Source organism: Micromonospora sp. NPDC049799, assembly GCF_040656655.1.
Lineage (GTDB): Bacteria > Actinomycetota > Actinomycetes > Mycobacteriales > Micromonosporaceae > Micromonospora.
Genome location: NZ_JBFAMU010000006.1, coordinates 22,968 through 39,939, shown reverse-complemented (window position 1 = coordinate 39,939; position 16,972 = coordinate 22,968). Strand labels below are relative to the sequence as shown.

The 16,972-nt window shown below is 74.1% G+C and carries 18 protein-coding genes and 2 tRNA genes; 11 read left to right on the top strand and 9 right to left on the bottom strand.

Going from position 1 to position 16,972, the window contains the following annotated elements; all coding sequences use genetic code 11:
* From AB0I76_RS01645 to AB0I76_RS01620, 6 genes are all read left to right on the top strand, one after another.
* A partial coding sequence (locus AB0I76_RS01645; protein WP_357028325.1) for a hypothetical protein occupies nucleotides 1-306 on the top strand: 306 nt, incomplete at its 5' end.
* A gap of 145 nt (nucleotides 307-451) precedes the next feature.
* Nucleotides 452-961 carry a SigE family RNA polymerase sigma factor gene (locus AB0I76_RS01640; RefSeq protein ID WP_357028323.1) on the top strand — a complete coding sequence of 170 codons (510 nt, stop codon included), beginning with the start codon at nucleotides 452-454 and terminating at the stop codon, nucleotides 959-961.
* Complete coding sequence (locus AB0I76_RS01635; RefSeq protein WP_357028320.1) at nucleotides 951-1,859, top strand: hypothetical protein; 909 nt, start codon at nucleotides 951-953, stop codon at nucleotides 1,857-1,859. Before AB0I76_RS01640 ends, AB0I76_RS01635 begins: the two co-directional genes overlap by 11 nt.
* A 142-nt stretch (nucleotides 1,860-2,001) precedes the next feature.
* Nucleotides 2,002-2,078 (top strand) — tRNA-Met (locus tag AB0I76_RS01630).
* Between the two features lie 200 nt (nucleotides 2,079-2,278).
* Nucleotides 2,279-2,352, top strand: a tRNA-Met gene (locus AB0I76_RS01625).
* Between the two features lie 214 nt (nucleotides 2,353-2,566).
* Complete coding sequence (locus tag AB0I76_RS01620; protein ID WP_357028317.1) at nucleotides 2,567-2,818, top strand: hypothetical protein; 252 nt, start codon at nucleotides 2,567-2,569, stop codon at nucleotides 2,816-2,818.
* Nucleotides 2,819-2,874: 56 nt separating this feature from the next.
* Here AB0I76_RS01620 and AB0I76_RS01615 read toward each other — a convergent pair whose 3' ends face one another.
* A complete protein-coding gene (locus tag AB0I76_RS01615) occupies nucleotides 2,875-4,206 on the bottom strand; it encodes an extracellular solute-binding protein (RefSeq protein WP_357028314.1) in 1,332 nt (443 codons plus the stop codon).
* Nucleotides 4,207-4,373: 167 nt separating this feature from the next.
* On the opposite strand from AB0I76_RS01615, the gene AB0I76_RS01610 reads away from it, so the two are divergent.
* Nucleotides 4,374-5,207, top strand: a complete 834-nt coding sequence (locus tag AB0I76_RS01610; RefSeq protein WP_357028311.1) for a phosphoribosylaminoimidazolesuccinocarboxamide synthase — start codon at nucleotides 4,374-4,376, stop codon at nucleotides 5,205-5,207.
* A gap of 56 nt (nucleotides 5,208-5,263) precedes the next feature.
* On the top strand, nucleotides 5,264-6,202 hold the full coding sequence (locus AB0I76_RS01605; RefSeq protein ID WP_357028307.1) for a ribose-phosphate pyrophosphokinase: 939 nt from the start codon (nucleotides 5,264-5,266) through the stop codon (nucleotides 6,200-6,202).
* Nucleotides 6,203-6,222: 20 nt separating this feature from the next.
* On the opposite strand, the gene AB0I76_RS01600 is transcribed toward AB0I76_RS01605, so the two are convergent.
* Nucleotides 6,223-6,690, bottom strand: a complete 468-nt coding sequence (locus AB0I76_RS01600) for an ATP-binding protein (protein WP_357028303.1) — start codon at nucleotides 6,688-6,690, stop codon at nucleotides 6,223-6,225.
* 120 nt (nucleotides 6,691-6,810) lie between these two features.
* Between AB0I76_RS01600 and AB0I76_RS01595 the strand changes: the two genes are divergently transcribed.
* Together AB0I76_RS01595 and AB0I76_RS01590 are read left to right on the top strand one after the other, a co-directional pair.
* The gene (locus AB0I76_RS01595; RefSeq protein ID WP_357028300.1) at nucleotides 6,811-7,938 is read left to right on the top strand and encodes a DUF5931 domain-containing protein; all 1,128 of its coding nucleotides are present in this window, start codon (nucleotides 6,811-6,813) and stop codon (nucleotides 7,936-7,938) included.
* Between the two features lie 70 nt (nucleotides 7,939-8,008).
* Entirely contained in the window at nucleotides 8,009-8,662 is a 654-nt protein-coding gene (locus tag AB0I76_RS01590; RefSeq protein ID WP_357028337.1) for a response regulator transcription factor, read from the top strand.
* Between the two features lie 49 nt (nucleotides 8,663-8,711).
* On the opposite strand, the gene AB0I76_RS01585 is transcribed toward AB0I76_RS01590, so the two are convergent.
* The 3 genes from AB0I76_RS01585 to AB0I76_RS01575 form a co-directional block, all read right to left on the bottom strand.
* On the bottom strand, nucleotides 8,712-9,284 hold the full coding sequence (locus AB0I76_RS01585; protein WP_357028297.1) for a DUF5709 domain-containing protein: 573 nt from the start codon (nucleotides 9,282-9,284) through the stop codon (nucleotides 8,712-8,714).
* A gap of 111 nt (nucleotides 9,285-9,395) precedes the next feature.
* Entirely contained in the window at nucleotides 9,396-10,121 is a 726-nt protein-coding gene (locus AB0I76_RS01580; RefSeq protein ID WP_357028294.1) for an ATP-binding protein, read from the bottom strand.
* A 59-nt stretch (nucleotides 10,122-10,180) separates the two neighbouring features.
* The gene (locus AB0I76_RS01575) at nucleotides 10,181-11,179 is read right to left on the bottom strand and encodes an SDR family oxidoreductase (protein WP_357028291.1); all 999 of its coding nucleotides are present in this window, start codon (nucleotides 11,177-11,179) and stop codon (nucleotides 10,181-10,183) included.
* A gap of 220 nt (nucleotides 11,180-11,399) precedes the next feature.
* Between AB0I76_RS01575 and AB0I76_RS01570 the strand changes: the two genes are divergently transcribed.
* Nucleotides 11,400-12,659 carry a glycosyltransferase gene (locus AB0I76_RS01570; RefSeq protein ID WP_357028288.1) on the top strand — a complete coding sequence of 420 codons (1,260 nt, stop codon included), beginning with the start codon at nucleotides 11,400-11,402 and terminating at the stop codon, nucleotides 12,657-12,659.
* A 47-nt stretch (nucleotides 12,660-12,706) separates the two neighbouring features.
* Here AB0I76_RS01570 and AB0I76_RS01565 read toward each other — a convergent pair whose 3' ends face one another.
* Genes AB0I76_RS01565 through aroA form a run of 4 tightly spaced genes read right to left on the bottom strand, consistent with a single transcriptional unit; the run spans nucleotide 12,707 to nucleotide 16,915 of the window.
* On the bottom strand, nucleotides 12,707-13,603 hold the full coding sequence (locus AB0I76_RS01565) for a hypothetical protein (protein WP_357028285.1): 897 nt from the start codon (nucleotides 13,601-13,603) through the stop codon (nucleotides 12,707-12,709).
* 26 nt (nucleotides 13,604-13,629) lie between these two features.
* On the bottom strand, nucleotides 13,630-14,448 hold the full coding sequence (hisN, locus tag AB0I76_RS01560) for a histidinol-phosphatase (RefSeq protein ID WP_357028282.1): 819 nt from the start codon (nucleotides 14,446-14,448) through the stop codon (nucleotides 13,630-13,632).
* 29 nt (nucleotides 14,449-14,477) lie between these two features.
* Complete coding sequence (rsgA, locus tag AB0I76_RS01555; RefSeq protein ID WP_357028279.1) at nucleotides 14,478-15,644, bottom strand: ribosome small subunit-dependent GTPase A; 1,167 nt, start codon at nucleotides 15,642-15,644, stop codon at nucleotides 14,478-14,480.
* The gene (gene aroA, locus AB0I76_RS01550) at nucleotides 15,614-16,915 is read right to left on the bottom strand and encodes a 3-phosphoshikimate 1-carboxyvinyltransferase (RefSeq protein WP_357028276.1); all 1,302 of its coding nucleotides are present in this window, start codon (nucleotides 16,913-16,915) and stop codon (nucleotides 15,614-15,616) included. The genes rsgA and aroA overlap by 31 nt, the downstream gene beginning before the upstream one ends.
* Nucleotides 16,916-16,972: the final 57 nt, after the last annotated feature.

Sequence of the window (16,972 nt, the reverse complement as noted above, 5' to 3'; positions counted from 1 at the left end):
CCGGCCACCCCGCCGCCCGGCGGCCTCCACCCGCCCCCACCGCCCGGGGAGACGCCGCCGCCCGCCGTCACCGGTGAGCTGGCCGAGGCCGCCAACCGGGTCCAGGCCGCCATCGCGGAGGTCCGGGCCGCGCAGGCCTCCGGCGACTTCGAGCGGTACGGCCGCGCGCTCAAGGCCCTGGACGAGGCGATGGCCGCCTTCCAGACCGCGCAGGGCGCCCGGCCGACGCCGGCCCCCTCGGGCAGTGCCAGCCCGCCCGCCTCCCCGGCGGCGAGCGGCAGCGCCGCACCGACACCGGGCGGCTGATCCGCCCCGGAACGCCGACAGTGCCCCCGCATCCGCCAGGACGCGGGGGCACTGTCACTTTGCCGACGTACGAGGTGCAACCCGCCGGACCGTTGCCCCGTCCTTCCTGCGACAGCATCGAGGGACGGGGACACACGGTGGGGACATGAGGGACGCGACGAGTTTCGACGAGTTCTACCGGAGCACCGCCCGACGGATGCTCCGGTACGGCTACGCGGTCGCCGGGGACTACACCGAGGCGCAGGACCTGGTGCAGGAGGCGTACGCGCGGGCCTGGCGGCAGTGGGGGCGGCTGACCACCCACCCCGCCCCGGAGGCGTGGTTGCGGCTCGTGATCGCCCGGCTGGCCACCGACCGGTGGCGCCGTCTGGCCGGGTGGCGGACCGCGCTCAGCCGTACCGGCCCAGCTCAGGTGGTGCCGGCGCCCAACGAGGATTCGGTCCTGCTGGTCGCCGCGCTCCGCCAACTGCCGGCCAACCAGCGGCAGGCGCTCGCCCTGCACTACCTCTTCGACATGTCCGTGGAGGACATCGCCCGCGAGACCGACGTCGCGACGGGCACCGTCAAGTCCTGGCTTTCCCGGGGCCGCGCACGGCTCGCGGCCCTTCTGCCCGACCTCGACACGCAGCGACTGGAGGCCACCGATGTCGCGTGATCTGTCCGACCTGTACCAGTCGCTCGCGGCCGACGCCGACGAAGGAGGCCTGGCGGTTCCGGAGTCGGTCCGCCGGTACGCGGACCGGCGCGCCCGGGTCCGTGCCGCCGGTGGAGTGCTCGCCGTGGCCCTGCTCGTCGGCGGAGTGGTGGCCGGCGTGCAGATGGGGCTGCCCGGTCAGCGGGACGGCCTGGCGCCGCCCGCCACCACGCCGACCCCGGCGATGACCGGTCCGACCCCGGCGCCGAGCCTGACTCCCTCCCGGCCGGCGACGTCACCCACGGGTGCGCCGTCCACCCCGTCGACCACCGCCGCCTCCGCGCCGCCGCGTACCCCCAGGTCGATCCCCGACCGGGCGTTCTTCGCCCCGCCCGCGGCCTACCTCAAGGGTGAGCCGACCTTCACCGACGGCGACCACGTGCCGGACCTGTGCGGTGCCGATCTCGCCGACCAGGTCGTCCAGCGCAGGATCCGGCTGATCCTGTACAACCTGAAGCCCAACCAGCCCGAGGACTGGACCCCGTACGGCAGCTACCACCACACGATCACGATCCACCGCGCGGGCACGGCGAACGACTGGATGGCCGACCTGCGCCGGGCGGTGCGGGACTGCTCCAGCCAGGAGATCGCACCCGGGCTGGTCTCCCGCCAACGCCTGCTGGACGGCGGCGGCCACGGCGACGAGGCGGTGCTGTTCGAGATGCGGTCACCGGCGCGTACCGATTCGGGCGAGCCGGCCAGCGGGGAGCGCGTCCAACTTGTCCGCGCGATCCGGGTCGGTGACGTGGTGACCGTGCTGTGGGAGCGGGGCTGGGAGAGCAGCGGCAGCGCCGACCGCGACCAGTTCGACGACTACAGCCGCCGGGCCGGGCGGGCCGTCGAGGCCTGGCTGGACTGACCGGGCGGGGGCGGGGCCACGTCCTAGGCCCCGCCCCCTGGTCCCGCGCCTCCGCGTCGTTGCAGGTGAGGGCCGGGTCGCCCGGCGTGGGCGGGGTCGTTTTGCGGTGCCGACCATGGGTGCGCTAGTGTGGAGAAACCGACGCGGGGTGGAGCAGCTCGGTAGCTCGCTGGGCTCATAACCCAGAGGTCGCAGGTTCAAATCCTGTCCCCGCTACCACGTCGAAAGGCCCCGAGGGATTCCCTCGGGGCCTTTCCGCATCTCGTGTCTGCTCCCTTGCGGCTGGGCGGTGACGCGGGCGGGCCGCAGGGGGAGAGCGCGTTCGGGCCGGGTCCGGTGGACGGCCGTACCCCACCCGGGGCCGGAATACGGGGTCGCCGATCATGACCGAGCGGGATGCGATAGAGTAATGAAGCCGACGCGGGGTGGAGCAGCTCGGTAGCTCGCTGGGCTCATAACCCAGAGGTCGCAGGTTCAAATCCTGTCCCCGCTACTGACACGAAGGGCCCCGGGAGAGATCCCGGGGCCCTTCGTCATGTCCGGCCCCGCTCGCGTCCGCAGCCCGGGCCCGTTGTCGGCCGCGACCGGGTTCCCGCAGGTCGGAGGCGTCCGCGAGAGGTTCCGGCCGGCCCCGGAGGCAGGACCGCGGAAGGTTCTCCCGGTCGACCGCCCTGCCGAGCTTGCACTTCTCAGCGAGGATGGGGGGCATGTCATCTTTCGGGAAGTGGTGGGGCCGGCTGAGCGCGGTCCTCGGTGCTGTCGTGCTGTCGGTGTTCGTGCCTGTGGCGGCCTGGGCGTCCACCGGCCCGGGCGAGCTGGTAATGGAGGCCGCGCGCCGACGCCGGGGCGGCGGTGGCTTCGGCTTCCTGGGCCTGCTGTGCTGCCTGGCCGTGGTCGCGCTGATCGTCTTCTTCATCCTGCGCATGATGCGCAACCGCCGGGGCGGTCCTCCGCGCTGAGCGCGTCGTCCCCGACGTGGCGCCCGACTGTGCCGGGTGCCACGTCGGGGCGGGGATCAGGTGGCCAGCGCGGCGTCGGCCCGGAGGAGGAAGCGGTCCACGGCCTGCCGGGTGCTCACCGTGCCGGAGCGGACGCTCTCGGCGGCGGCCAGGAGCAGGTTGCGTACCTGGGGATGGCCCTTCGGCGGCGGGCTGGGGGCCGGGCCGAGCTTGTCCGACAGCTCCGCCCCGAGAGCGGCGGCGCGCTGCTGGGCGGGGTCGTTGATGCTCCCCTCGGTGTAGCGGCGTACCGCGAGGCTCGGGTTGAGGCCCCGCTCGTGGCCGAGGATGACACCGGCCTCGCCGTTCGAGGTGAGGAAGTTGATCACGTCCACGGCCACGGCCGGATGCCGGCTGCCCCGGAAGACCGTCCAGTACATGGACGCCCGGGCCCACTGCGCGGCCGCCGGCCCGGGGACGCTCGCCACGCCGAGTTCGTCCTCGGTGAGGCTCTGGAGTGCCGGAAGCTGGTGGGCCCACGCGAAGGACGCCGCGGCCGCCCCGGTGATGACCAGTTGGCGGGTCAGGTCCCCGCTGTCCGCCTGCTCGATCAGAGCGGCGCTGGGGGTGGCCCGGTCACGCCGGGCGTCCTGCCACAGACGGAACCACTGGAGCAGTTGCTCCCTGTCGAACGCCAGATCGCGTCCGCGGTAGAACTCCGCGCCCTGGGCCCGCAGCCACATCCAGAACGCCCGGTAGTCGCCGGAGGGGTCCATCGTTCCGGCGACCCGGCCGCCACTGGCCCTGGTGATCCGCTGCGCCCAGTCGACGTAGTCGGGCCACGACATCCCGGTGCGGGGCTCCGGTAGGTCCAGCCGGCGCAGGAGGGCGCGGTTGAAGACCACCGCCGCCGCGGTCTGCCCTGCGGCGACGCCCATGGTCCGTCCGCCGACCTGGCCGTAGCGCACCAGGCCGTCGGGCAGCGCGCGCAGGTCCAGCCGGTTGTCGGCGGTGTAGGGGCTGAGGTCCAGCGTGATCTCGCGGAGCCCGTACTCGGTCAGCACGCCGTCGTCGAGCTGCATCAGGTCCGGCACGTTGCCGCCCGCCGCCTGGGTGGCCAGCCGGTCGTGGTAGCCGTCGGCGCCCTGCCAGGTGACCCGGAAGCTGACCTCGGGGTTCCGCTCCGAGTAGAGCCGCAGCGCCTTCTCGGTGAGATCGGCCCGCTTGCGGTCCCCGTACCAGAAGACCGACAGTTCGACCGGCCCGGCCGCCACCGGGCTGGTGGAATCGTCGCTGCACCCGGTGAGCCCGCCCGCGCCGAGCAGTGGCCCGCCGAGCAGCGCGGCGAGGACCCGACGTCGACCCGGGTCCGCGCCGGGGCGGGGAAGGAGCGGTCGGGGAGCGGGCACGGGGGTCTCCTGGCGGGTGGCGCGGTGGTGCGGCCGGATAATTCACGCAGGAGACGCGGGAAGGTGTCAACGTCCGTCCGGGTCGGCGCCACTCCTCGCCGGCGTACGCATCGACGCCCGCGCCACCGGCGGCGGCCGTACGCGGGCCACGTGGTGTACTAGGGCGCGTGGAACTTCTGCACTCGGGCAAGGTCCGGGACGTCTACGCCGACGGCGACGACCTGATCCTGGTCGCCTCCGACCGCATCTCGATCTACGACGTGGTGCTGCCGACGCCGATCCCGGACAAGGGCAAGCTGCTCACCGCGCTCTCGCTGTGGTGGTTCGAGCAGCTCGCCGACCTGGCACCGAACCACGTGGTCTCGGCCACCGACGTACCCGAGGAGTTCGCCGGGCGGGCGATCCGCTGCCGGCGGCTGGAGATGGTGCCGGTGGAGTGCGTGGCCCGGGGCTTCCTGACCGGCGGCGGCCTGAAGGAGTACCAGGCCACCGGTGCCGTTTCCGGTGTCGCGCTGCCGCGCGGCCTGGTCGAGGCGTCCATCCTGCCCGAGCCGATCTTCACCCCGTCGACCAAGGCGCCGGTGGGGGAGCACGACGAGCCCATCACCTTCGACGACGTGATCGACAAGGTCGGTGCGGAGACGGCCGAGCGGCTGCGCCGGATCACCCTCGACGTCTACCGACGCGGCGCCGAGCTGGCCGCCGACCGGGGGATCCTGGTCGCCGACACGAAGATCGAGCTGGGGTGGGCGCCGGACGGCACCCTGACGATCGGCGACGAGCTGCTCACCTCCGACTCGTCCCGGTTCTGGCCGGCCGAGTCGTACCAGCCGGGGCGCGCGCAGTTCTCCTACGACAAGCAGTACGTGCGGGACTGGGCCACCGAGAGCGGCTGGAACAAGCAGGCCCCCGCTCCGGAGGTGCCGGCCGAGGTGGTCGAGGCGACCCGGGCCCGCTACGTCGACGTGTACGAGAAGCTCACCGGCAACCGCTGGGACTGACCGCTGCCGGCCCGTCGGGGCCTGGACGCCTCCGCTGATCCGTACGATGTGCGAACGTGCGCGACATCGCCGTCTTCAGTGGAACTGCCCATCCCGACCTCGCGGCGGAGATCTGCGCCCACCTCGGGGTGCCGCTGTACCCGGTGCGGGTGTCCCGGTTCGCCAACGACTGTCTGGAAGTGCAGTTGCAGGCCAACTGCCGGGAGCGGGACGTCTTCCTGATCCAGCCGCTGGTGCCGCCGGTGCAGGAGAACCTGGTCGAGCTGCTGCTCATGATCGACGCCGCGCGGGGGGCGTCCGCCGGCCGGATCACGGTGGTACTGCCGCACTACGCGTACGCCCGCTCGGACAAGAAGGACGCCCCGCGCATCTCGATCGGTGGGCGGCTGGTGGCCGACCTGCTCACCTCGGCCGGCGCCGACCGGGTGCTGGCGATGACCCTGCACTCCCCGCAGGTGCACGGCTTCTTCAGCGTCCCCGTCGATCATCTGCACGCGCTGCGCGAATTGGCCGCCCACTTCGCCGGGTACGACCTGTCCGACACGGTGGTCGTCTCGCCCGACCTGGGCAACGCCAAGGAGGCCGCCGCGTTCGCCCGCCGGCTCGGCACCCCGGTGGCGGCCGGCGCGAAGCAGCGGTTCAGCGACGACCGGGTCACGATCAGCGCGGTGATCGGCGACGTGGCCGACCGCGACGTGATCGTGCTGGACGACGAGATCGCCAAGGGCAGCACGGTGATCGAGTTGATGGAGCACCTGCGGGAGCGGAACGTCCGCTCGATCCGCCTGGCCTGTACGCACGGTCTCTTCTCCGCCGGCGCCCTGACCCGGCTCAGCGAGCAGGAGGGCGTACTGGAGATCGTCTGCACCAACACCGTGCCGATTCCGACGGACAAGCGGGTGCCCAAGCTGAAGGTGCTCTCGGTGGCACCGGCCCTGGCCGAGGCGATGCGCCGCATCCACAACGGCGAATCCGTCAGTACCCTCTTCGCCTGACCGACGTGCCGCCGACGGGGTCAGTCGTGGTGGTGGGGGCCGGTGCGGTCGCGGGTGGCGACGGCGGCGCTGATCCGCACCAGCGTGCCGGCCGTGCCGGTCTCGACCTCCATCGTGTCGCTGAGTTCCCGAGCCAGCCAGAGACCCCAGCCGCCGGCGGTGTCGGGTGCGGGGCGGCTGCGGTCGTTCAGTCGGTGGGCGCTGATGCCGTGCCCGTGGTCGGAGACCTCGCAGACCAGCCGCCCCGACTGCCGCCACAGGCGCAGCCAGCCCCGGCCGCCGCCGTGCCGGACCGCGTTGGTGATCAGCTCGTTGACCGCCAGCACGAAGTCGTCCAGGCGCTGGCCGCCGAGCCCGGCGGCGTGCGCGCAGGAGGTGACCGAGTGCCGGAGCTCGGTCACCTGAGCCTGGTCGAAGGCTTCGGCGATCAGGGGGGAAGGTTCGATGGGCACAACCGTACGCGGTGCGTCCGGCTCTGCGTTCGTCATGGCCCCGTCCCCGACAGCGGATCCTCCGCTCTTTCGCGGCATTTCCACGGTACGTCAGGGTTTCCCCTGCCGCACCTGCCGGCCTCTGCGCGTCTGTGGGGCTGTGGCATCGTGACAGCCGTGCCGACGTCGCCCGGTGGGTTCGAGGTCCCGCTCTGGCGGGCGCTCGCCGTCTACCGGGTCGCCTCCCTCGCGTACGTCGTCGTGCTGGCCCTGCGGGACGCCGACCGGTACGCGCATCCGCTCGCCGCCGGTGCCCTGGTGCTGGTGATGGCGGCCTGGACCGCCGTCACCGTGGCCGGCTACGCCCGCCCGGCCTGGCGGCGGTGGCCGCTGCTGCTGGCGGACCTCGGCGTCGTCCTCGGCATCGTGCTGGTCACCCCCTGGGTGGTGGGACACGCGGCGCTGGCGGCCGGATCGCCCACCCTGGCGGTGGCCTGGCTGGCGGGCCCGGTGCTCGCCTGGGCCGTTTCCGGCGGGCGGCGGCGGGGCACGGTCGCGGCCCTCGTGCTGGCCGCCGCGGACCTCGGCACCCGGGGGACGGTGACACCGTCGGCGTTCAACGGCGCGATCCTCATGCTGCTCGCCGGGGTGGTGGTGGGGCACGTGGCCCGGCTGGCGGTCACCGCCCAGGAGCGGCTGCAACGGGCGGTCGAGCTGGAGGCCGCGACCCGCGAGCGCGACCGGCTCGCCCGGGGGATCCACGACTCGGTCCTGCAGGTGCTCGCGCTGGTGCAGCGACGTGGTGCGGACCTGGACGGCGAGGCCGGGGAACTGGCGCGGCTCGCGGGGGAGCAGGAGGCGGCCCTGCGCGCGCTGATCAGCGGCGTGCCCGCACCGGTCACCGACGCCGAAGCGGAGGAGGTGGACCTGCGGGCGCTGCTCGGCCGGTACGCCTCCACGCTGGTCTCCGTGTCGGCACCGGCCGGCCCGGTGCCGCTGCCCGGAGCCGTCGCACGGGAGCTCGCCGCCGCCACCGGCGCGGCCCTGGACAACGTGGCCCGGCACGCCGGCGGCCGGGCGTGGGTGCTGGTCGAGGACGAGGGGCACACGGTGACCGTGTCGGTCCGCGACGAGGGACCCGGCATCGGAGACGGTCGGCTGGCCGAGGCGGCGGCGCAGGGACGGATGGGTGTGTCCCGCTCCATCCAGGGCCGTCTCGCCGATCTGGGCGGTACCGCGCGGATCACCTCCGCCCCCGGTGCCGGTACGGAGCTGGAACTGGTCGTGCCCCGGCGGTCGACGTGACCGCCGGTCGTACGGCGGTCGACGGGGCCGCCGGCACCGGAGGGACGGGGGAGTGCCCGTGGCGCGGGTGATGGTGGTCGACGACCACCCGATGTGGCGGGAGGGGGTCGCGCGCGACCTCACCGAGGCCGGCCACCTGGTGGTGGCCACCAGCGGGGAGGGGCGTCAGGCGGTGCGGGTGGCCGCCGCCGCCCGACCGGACGTGGTGGTGCTCGACCTGCAGCTGCCGGACGTCTCCGGGGTCGAGGTGATCCACGGGCTGCGGGCCACGCTGCCGGAGGTGCGGATCCTGATGCTCTCCGCCAGCGGCGAGCACCAGGACGTGCTGGACGCGGTGAAGGCCGGGGCCACCGGTTACCTGCTGAAGTCCGCCGCCCCCGCGGAGTTCCTGGACGCGGTGCGGCGGACAGCGGCGGGGGAGCCGGTCTTCACGCCCGGCCTGGCCGGACTGGTGCTCGGCGAGTACCGCCGGCTGGCGGCCGATTCCCCGGGCGGGGCCGGCGCGTCGGGGTCCGCCGGTGGCGCCGCGCCCCGGCTGACCGACCGGGAGACCGAGGTGCTGCGCCTGGTGGCGAAGGGGATGTCCTACAAGCAGATCGCGGAGCGGCTCGGTCTCTCCCACCGCACGGTGCAGAACCACGTGCAGAACACGCTGGGCAAGCTGCAGCTGCACAACCGGGTGGAGCTGACCCGGTACGCGATCGAGCAGGGCCTGGACGGGTGAGGACGGCCGCCGGCAGGTCGGGCCCGCCGGCGGCGTCCACACCGAGGCGTCACACGGAGTGCGGCGGCCGCGTCTCGTGGATGGCCAGCTCCTCCGCGGTCGCGCCGCCGCCGGCCGAACCGGCGTCGTACGCGACCGAGTCGGTCTCCTGGTCGGTGTGCGCCCCCTCGTCCGGTTCCACCAGACGCCCGACCTGCGCGTCGGCGACGCTGCCGAGCTGCCCGTGGTCGTACAGGGACACCGGGGAGTTCGGGTCGGAGGTGGGCCCCGGCTCGATCACGTCGGCGTCGAGCTGCGCCTGGGCCGCCTGCTCCTCGCTGTCGGCCTCGGCGGCGATGTCCGGGTCGACCGGGCCGGCCAGCGGGTCGTCGGCGGGGCGTTCGTACTGTTCACGATCGAGCTTGTAGTCGAGCGACTCGCCGTCGAGCTGTTCCTCGGCGGTGGTCCCGAACCGGTCCACCGCGACCGGCGTCCGGTCGCCGGGCAGCTGCGCCGGCTCCGGGCCGTCCGCCTCGCGCCCGGTCAGGACGTCGTCGTTGGCGGTCGAGTCGTCGTCGGCGGTGTCGGGCAGGCCCTCCGCCTCGGGGTCGGACACGGGGGTCGGGTACTCGTCGTCGCGCATGTCGGATCACTACCCACTGCCCTCCCGGCGTAACCGGTACCGGCGCTGGCCATTGGGGCGTAAGCGGGATGAGAGGAGCATCAAGCCACGTTTCGGGCAGCGGGAACCGGGTCAGCTGCGGTGGGCGACCTCGTCCTCGGCGTGCAGTACGCACCACACCACCTTGCCGTCCGGCAGCGGCGTGCTGCCCCAGCGGCGGGCGAGGGTGTCGATGAGGAGCAGGCCGCGTCCGCCGGTCGAGTCGAGCGGGGCCAGCCCCCGGAAGGCCGGCCGGCGGGCGGAGTGATCGCGGACGGCGAGGTGCAGGGTGCTGTCGCGGGGGGCCAGCCGGACCGTCATCGGCGTCCGCGCGTGCGCCACCACGTTGTTGACCATCTCGGTGACCGCGATGGAGGCCGGCTCGGCCAACGCGGCGACGCCCCACCGGACGCAGCCGTCGGTGACCAGCGCCCGGGCCTGCCGCGCGGCGCCCACCTCCGGGGCGAGGTCGGCGGTGAGCACGGCGGCCATCGGGGTCTCGGCCAGGGCGGCCAGCACCCGGTCGAGGGTCGGCCAGGTGGGTACGCCGCCGATGGTGCCGGTGGGGTCGCAGACCATCAGCTCCGCCGCCGGCCAGTCGATCACCTCGCGGCGCACCTCGGCGAAGACGTCCCGGGCGACCGGCTCGGTGACGCGCAGGCCGCTCAGGTCGACGACCACCGGGCCCGGCCGGTCGGTGAGGCGGGTGAGCAGTGCGTCGTGGACCGCACCGACACCGGAGGAGTCGAGCACCCCGGTCAACCGGACGACGCCGGACGACTCGTCCGTCTCCACCAGGCAGCGCACGTCGGTCGGCATGATCGTCCCATTGTGCAATGCCGGCGCGGACCGTGCATCCGGCCGGTCAGCCCTGTTCATCAGCGGCCCGTCCGGGCTCGTCGGGTCATCGCCGCCATCGTCCCGACCGCGGTACCGGCCGCCGCCAGTCCGAAGGCGGCGGTCACCCGGACGATCTGCCGGCGCCGCCCGTGCCAGCCGCCGTCATGCCGGGCCTGTGCGTCGGGATGGAAGACGTTGCCGGTGCTGTCCACCCGGGCGGTGGGCCCGAACTGGGTGCGGTGCGCGTACCAGCCGAGCACCCGCTCGGCCACCGCCGGGGCGAGCCGCCACTGGAGGCCGATCAGCCGGGCGGCCCCGCCGGCGTACGCCTCGCGGCGCGGCCGACGAAGCAGGCGGACGATGGTCCGCGCCACCACCTCGGGCGGGTAGACCGGCGGCGGGGGGACGAGTTCCCGGCCGCTGTGGTTGGCCGCGTGCCGGAAGAACGGTGTGTCGATGGTCGCCGGCAGGACGGTGCAGATCGAGATGGCACCCCGGCCGGTCACCCGCAGTTCCTGGCGGACCGTGTCGGCCAGTCCCCGGATGCCGTGCTTGGTGGCGTTGTACGCGGACTGGTACGGCATCGCCACCTCGGCGAGCACCGACGCGTTGTTGACCAGCACTCCGCCCCCGGCCGCGCCGAGGTGGGGCAGGGCGGCCCGGATGCCGTACACGGTGCCGAGGAGGTTGACCTCCAGCACGCGGCGGAACTCCTCGATGGGGATCTCGTCGAAGAGCCCGACCGCACTGACCGCGGCGTTGTTGATCCAGCCGTCGATGCGGCCGAACTCGGTCACCGCCCGGTCGGCCAGGCGCTCCACCTCGACGGGATCGGTCACGTCGGTCGGTACGACGAGCGCGCGCCCGCCCAGGTCGCGGCAGCGCTGGGCCACCTCGTCGAGAGCCGGCTCACTGCGTGCCGCGAGCACCACGGCGGTGCCCCGCTCGGCGAGGGCGTACGCGGTGGCAGTGCCGATCCCGCTGGAGGCACCGGTGATCACCACGACGGCGTCGGTGAGGCTGCGGGTCAGAGGCATTCTTCGCCGGTACCCCCGTCTGCAATGGTCATGCGAGCCGAGTGCTGGCGAATCGTCGCGGAACGTGTCCGGCTGCCCGATCGGTGCTTGTCGAGCCGCAACTTTCTGCGGCACCCGTCAGCCTCTTTCCGATCTGCCAGGTTTCGGCTCCCGGGCCCCCGGTTAATGGGACGCTCTGACCGGCAGGACCACCGCTGAGAAGATCGCATGGAGGTGCACCATGCGCGTCGGCCTCGTCTGCGCGCACGCCGACCCCACCAGGCGTGTCGACGGATCCGCCGTCGGCACTTACCAGCACATCGCGAAGGTCGCCGCCGAACTGGCCGCACGAGGCCATGACGTCCGGGTCTACGAACGCCGCGACGACCCGCACCTGCCCGAGACCGCGACGCTCGACGGGTACCGCGTGGAGCGCGTGCCGGTCGGGCCGGCGGCCTCGGTCCCGACGGCGGAACTCGTGCCGTACGTGACCGAGTACGGCCGCTGGCTGGCCGACCGCTGGTCCGGCGAGTGGGCGCCGGAGGTGGTGCACGGGCACTACTGGATCGGTGGTCTGGCCGCCGCGCACGCGGTTCGTGAGACCGACATCCCGGTGGTGCAGACCTTCCACAGCCTCGGCGTCGAGCAGCTACGCCACCTCGGTGGCCGCTACGACGGGCCGGGGGAGCGGATCCCCCTGGAACGGGCGCTGACCCGCGCGGTCGACATCGCCGTGGCCCAGAGCAACGACGAGGTCGACGAGCTGACCCGGATGGGCCTGCAACGCACGTCCGTGGCGATGGTGCCGCCCGGCGTCGACACCGAGCGTTTCCACCCCGACGGGGAGGCGGCCCCCCGTGACCAGCGCCCCCGGATCCTTTCCGTCGGCGGGCTCACGCCCGGCCACGGCGTGGAGGACCTCATCCGGGCCATGCGCCTGGTGGGGGACGCCGAACTCGTCATCGCGGGCGGTCCGCCGGCCGAGCAGCTCGCCGAGCACGCCGAGGCGCGGCACCTGCGGGAGGTCGCCGAGCGCAACGGGGTGGCCGAGCAGGTGAAGCTGGTCGGCGCCGTACCGCACGAGCAGATGGCCACCTGGTACCGCTCGGCGGACGTGGTCGCGTGCACCCCGCACTACTCCTCCGCCGGCCGGGTCTCGCTGGAGGCGATGGCCTGCGGCGTGCCGGTCGTCGGGTACGCCCTGGGCGGCATCGCGGACTCAGTGGTGGACGAGGTCACCGGGCGGTTGGTGCCGCCGGGCGACGTCCGGACCCTCGGCGTGACGCTGCGCCGGCTCCTCGCCGACAACGCCAGCCGGTTCGCGTACGGGCACGCGGCGGTGGACCGGGTGCGGTGCAGCTACACGTGGGAGCGGACGGCCGGCGCGCTGGAGCGGCTCTACGAGCGGGTCGTCCGACGCCGCCGTCCGGTCGAGGCCGCGGTGGAGGTGACCCCGGTGGTGCCCGAGACGGTCGTACCGGGTTCGGTCGAGGCCGCCTGAGCGTAGGCGGGTGCCGGTCCCGGGCGGCCGGCCGGGCGGTCGGACCGTCAGCCCGGCCGGGCCGGTGAGCCGACGCCCACCATCGCGCGGTCCGGCTCCCCGGCGACGGCGTGGTGGTGCTGCGGCTCGGCGTACCGGGTCAAGCCGATGACCGCGGCGAGCGTGACCAGGAACCCGGTGGCGGCGAGCCACTCGCGGCCGGGCCAGATCTTGTCGTTGAGCAGCAGCAGGCCGACGATCGCCGCGGGCACCGCGCCGGCGGCGTCCATCGCGGCCACCGCCGCCGTGGTCGAGCCGCGCTGCATAGCCAGGCCGAGCAGCAGCTGCCCCACGATCGAGTGCGCGATCAGCAGGTAGAGCAGCGGGTCGCCGGCGAACGCCTCCATCGACGGCGCGGACGCCAGCGGGCGGGCGGCGACCGCGGCGGCCGAGAAGGCCATGCCGGCCAGTGAGCCCAGCGCCACCGAGCCGGGCGCGCCGTGCAGGCGTACGGCGAAGAAGCCCACGACTCCGATCACGCCGAGTGCCACCACCAGCGCCACCAGCCCGGCCGTGCCGAGCTGTTTCGACGGCGCGGGTCGGGCGGACAGCACCAGGCCGCTGATCCCGGCGAACAGGAGCACCAGCAGGGCCACCTCGGCGGCCGGCAGCCGCCACTTCAGCACCACGACGCCGAGGACCGCGGTGACGCCCAGGCCGGCGGCCACGCTGGCCTGGACCAGGAACAGCGGCAGGTCCCGGCGGGCCAGGAAGGCCAGCACGAAGCCGGCGACCTGGCAGCCCAGCCCGATCAGGTACGTCCGGTGCCCGGCCAGCCGCAGCAGCAGCCCCGGGTCGAACGTGTGGTGCACGGTGGTGCGGGCCGCGGCGACCGACTGGAGCAGGTTGGCGACGCCGTACGCGACGATCATCGCCGCGAGGAAGCACCAGCCGGAGGAGACCACCTGGCGAGGATAGAGGCTGCCGGGGGTCAGCGCGCGGTTGCCCGACCCAGCCGGGCCAGGATGTCGGGGTGCAGCGCGCCGTTCGTGGCGACGGCGCTGATGTCCCCGGAATCGCTGCCACCAGGGGCGGGACGACCGTCCATCGTGGTGAACGTGCCGCCCGCCTCGGTGACGATCGGCACCAGCGCCGCCACGTCCCACAGTGACAACTCGGGCTCCACCATCACGTCCAGTGCGCCCTCGGCCAGCAGCATGTAACCGTAGAAGTCGCCGTACGCGCGGCTACGCCAGCAGGCGCGCATGATGTCGAGGACCGCGTCGAGCCGGCCGGCCTCCTCCCACCCGGTCAGGGATGAGTAGCAGAAGCTCGCGTCGGCCAGGTCCCGTACGCCGGAGACCCGGATCGGGGTGCCGCTGGCGGCGTCCGTGCCCGCGTACGCCCCCTCGCCGAGCGCCGCCCACCAGCGGCGGCCCAGGGCCGGCGCGGACACCAGCCCGGCAACCGGCCGGTCGCCCTCCAGCAGTGCGATCAGGGTGGCCCAGACCGGTACGCCGCGGACGAAGTTCTTGGTCCCGTCGATCGGGTCGACCACCCAGCGCCGGCCGTCCGGGCCGGTCGAGGGCTGCTCGCCGTACTCCTCGCCGAGTAGCCCGTCGCCCGGCCGGTGCGTCGCCAGCAGCGCGCGGATCCGCCGCTCGACGGCGGTGTCCGCGTCGGAGACGGGGGTGAGGTCGGGCTTGGCCTCGACCCGCAGGTCGAGCGCGCGGAACCGGGCCGTCGAGACGGCGTCCGCGGCGTCCGCGAGCAGGTGGGCGAGGGCGAGGTCGTCGGCGTACCCGGTCATGGGGGAAAACGGTAGCGGTGGGCGCGGCGTCACCCGGCGGCGGGCGGGTCGCCCTCACCGGCCCAGGACTCGCCGGGCCCGCGGTGCTCGGCCTCGCCGCGACCGTCGCCGTCACCGGACCGGGAGGCCAGCAGGCGACGGTACGAGGCCAGCCGCCGCTGGTCGGCCTTGCCCGCAGCCACCCACGCGTCCAGTGCGCACTGCGCCTCGTCGGCGGTGTGCGGACAGTTCGCCGGACAGTCGACCGTCCCCTCGACCAGGTCCGGGAAGCCGTGCAGCAGGCTGTCGGCGGAGACGTGCGCCAGCCCGAAACTGCGCACGCCGGGGGTGTCGATGATCCAGCCCTCGGCGCCGCTGGACTGGCGGCGGTCGGACTCCGCCGGCAGCCGCAGCGCCACCGCGCTGGTGGAGGTGTGGCGGCCTCGACCGATCGCGCTGACCACGCCCACCGCGCGTGCCGCGTCCGGGACCAGGCGGTTGACCAGCGTCGACTTGCCCACCCCGGAGTGCCCGACCATGACCGAGATCCGCCCGGCGAGCAGGCTGCGCAGGGCGTCCAGGTCGGAGTCGGGACGGATCAGCACGTACGGAAGCTCCAGCTCGGCGTAGTACCCGAGGACCGCCTCCGGGCCGGCCAGGTCGGCCTTGGTGAGGCAGAGCAGCGGCTCGATCCCGGCGTCGTACGCGGCCACCAGGCACCGGTCGACGAACCCGGTCCGGGGCGGTGGGTCGGCCAGCGCGCTGACGATCACGAGCTGGTCGGCGTTGGCCACGACCACCCGTTCCAGCCGCCCCTCGGCGGTGGTCTCGTCGTCGTCGGCGGTGCGCCGCAGCACCGAGCGCCGCTCGGCGATCCGGACGATCCGGGCCAGCGCCCCGTCCGCGCCCGACGTGTCACCGACCAGGCCGACCCGGTCGCCCACCACCACCGACTTGCGGCCCAGCTCGCGGGCGCGCATCGCGGTCACCAGCGGTGCGTCGGGACCGGCGTCGGGCAGGACGCAGGTGTACCGGCCCCGGTCCACCGCGATCACGAACCCGTCCACCGCGTCGGCATGCCGGGGCCGGGTCCGCGTACGCGGACGCGACGACTTCCCCGGCCGGACCCGGACGTCGTCCTCGTCGTACTCGCGTCGCCTGGTCGCCAGGACCGCCCCCCGTCGCGTCAGCTCTTGCCGGTCACCATCGCCGACCATAGCGCCGGGAACTCCGGCATGGTCTTCGAGGTGCAGGTCACGTCGTCCAGCTCGATGCCCGGCACGGCCAGGCCGGCCACCGCGGCGGCGTGTGCCATGCGGTGGTCGGCGTACGTCCGGAAGGTCCCGCCGCGCAGCGGGCGGGGCCGGATCTCCAGCCCGTCGCGGGACTCGGTGAGGTCGGCGCCCAGCGCGGTGAACTCCCGGGCCAGCGCGGCGATCCGGTCGGTCTCGTGCCCCCGGATGTGCGCCACGCCGGTGAACACCGACGGCGAGTCGGCGAGCATGGCGAGCGCGGTGAGCGCCGGGGTCAGCTCGCTGACGTCGGACAGGTCGGCGTCCAGGCCGTGCACCGTGCCGGTGCCGCGTACGGTCAGCCCGGCGGTGGAGAGGCTCACGTCGCCACCCATCCGGGTCAGCAGCGTGCGCAGCTGCTCGACCGGCTGCATGCTGCTGCGCGGCCAACCCTGCAACGTCACCTCACCACCGGTGACCAGGGCGGCGGCGAAGAACGGCACCGCACCGGACAGGTCCGGCTCGATCTCCCAGCCCCGCCCGGTCACCGGCCCCGGCTCGACCGTCCACACGTCGGGGGTGGTGTCGTCCACGGCCGCGCCGGCGGCCCGGAGCATCTGCACCGTCATCCGCAGGTGCGGCGCCGAGGGGACCGGCGGGCCGACGTGCCGGACCACCACGCCCCGGTCGAAGCGCGGCGCGGCCAGCAGCAGCCCGGAGACGAGCTGACTGGAGGCGGACGCGTCGATCACCACCTCACCGCCGGTCACCCGGCCCGCGCCGAGCACGGTCAGCGGCAGGCTCCCGGGGCCGGGGGTGTCCACCCGGACGCCCAGGGAGCGCAGCGCCCCGATCAGCGGGCCCAGGGGACGGACGCGGGCCTGCGGGTCGCCGTCGAAGGTGATCCGCCCGTCGGCGAGGCCGGCCACCGGAGGGACGAACCGCATGATCGTGCCGGCCAGCCCGACGTCGACGTGCGCCGGGCCGGCCAGCGGGTACGGACGGACCAACCAGCGCTCGTCGTCGCTGATCGACATGTGCGCGCCCATCGCCCGCAGCCCGGCGGCCATCAGCTCGGTGTCACGGGCGCGCAGTGGCCCGGCGAGCGTCGACGGCCCGCTGGCCAGCGCGCTGAGCACCAGGGCGCGCGCGGTCAGCGACTTGGAACCCGGCAGGCGCAGCGTGGCGCCGATCGGGTCGGACGCGGTCGGAGCGGTCCACGGCTGCGGTGGCCGGGTCGCTGTCAGGTTCCCCACGGTTACATTCTGCCGTGCCGACCGACAGGTGACGCCGGCCGTCGCCCCAACTCCCGT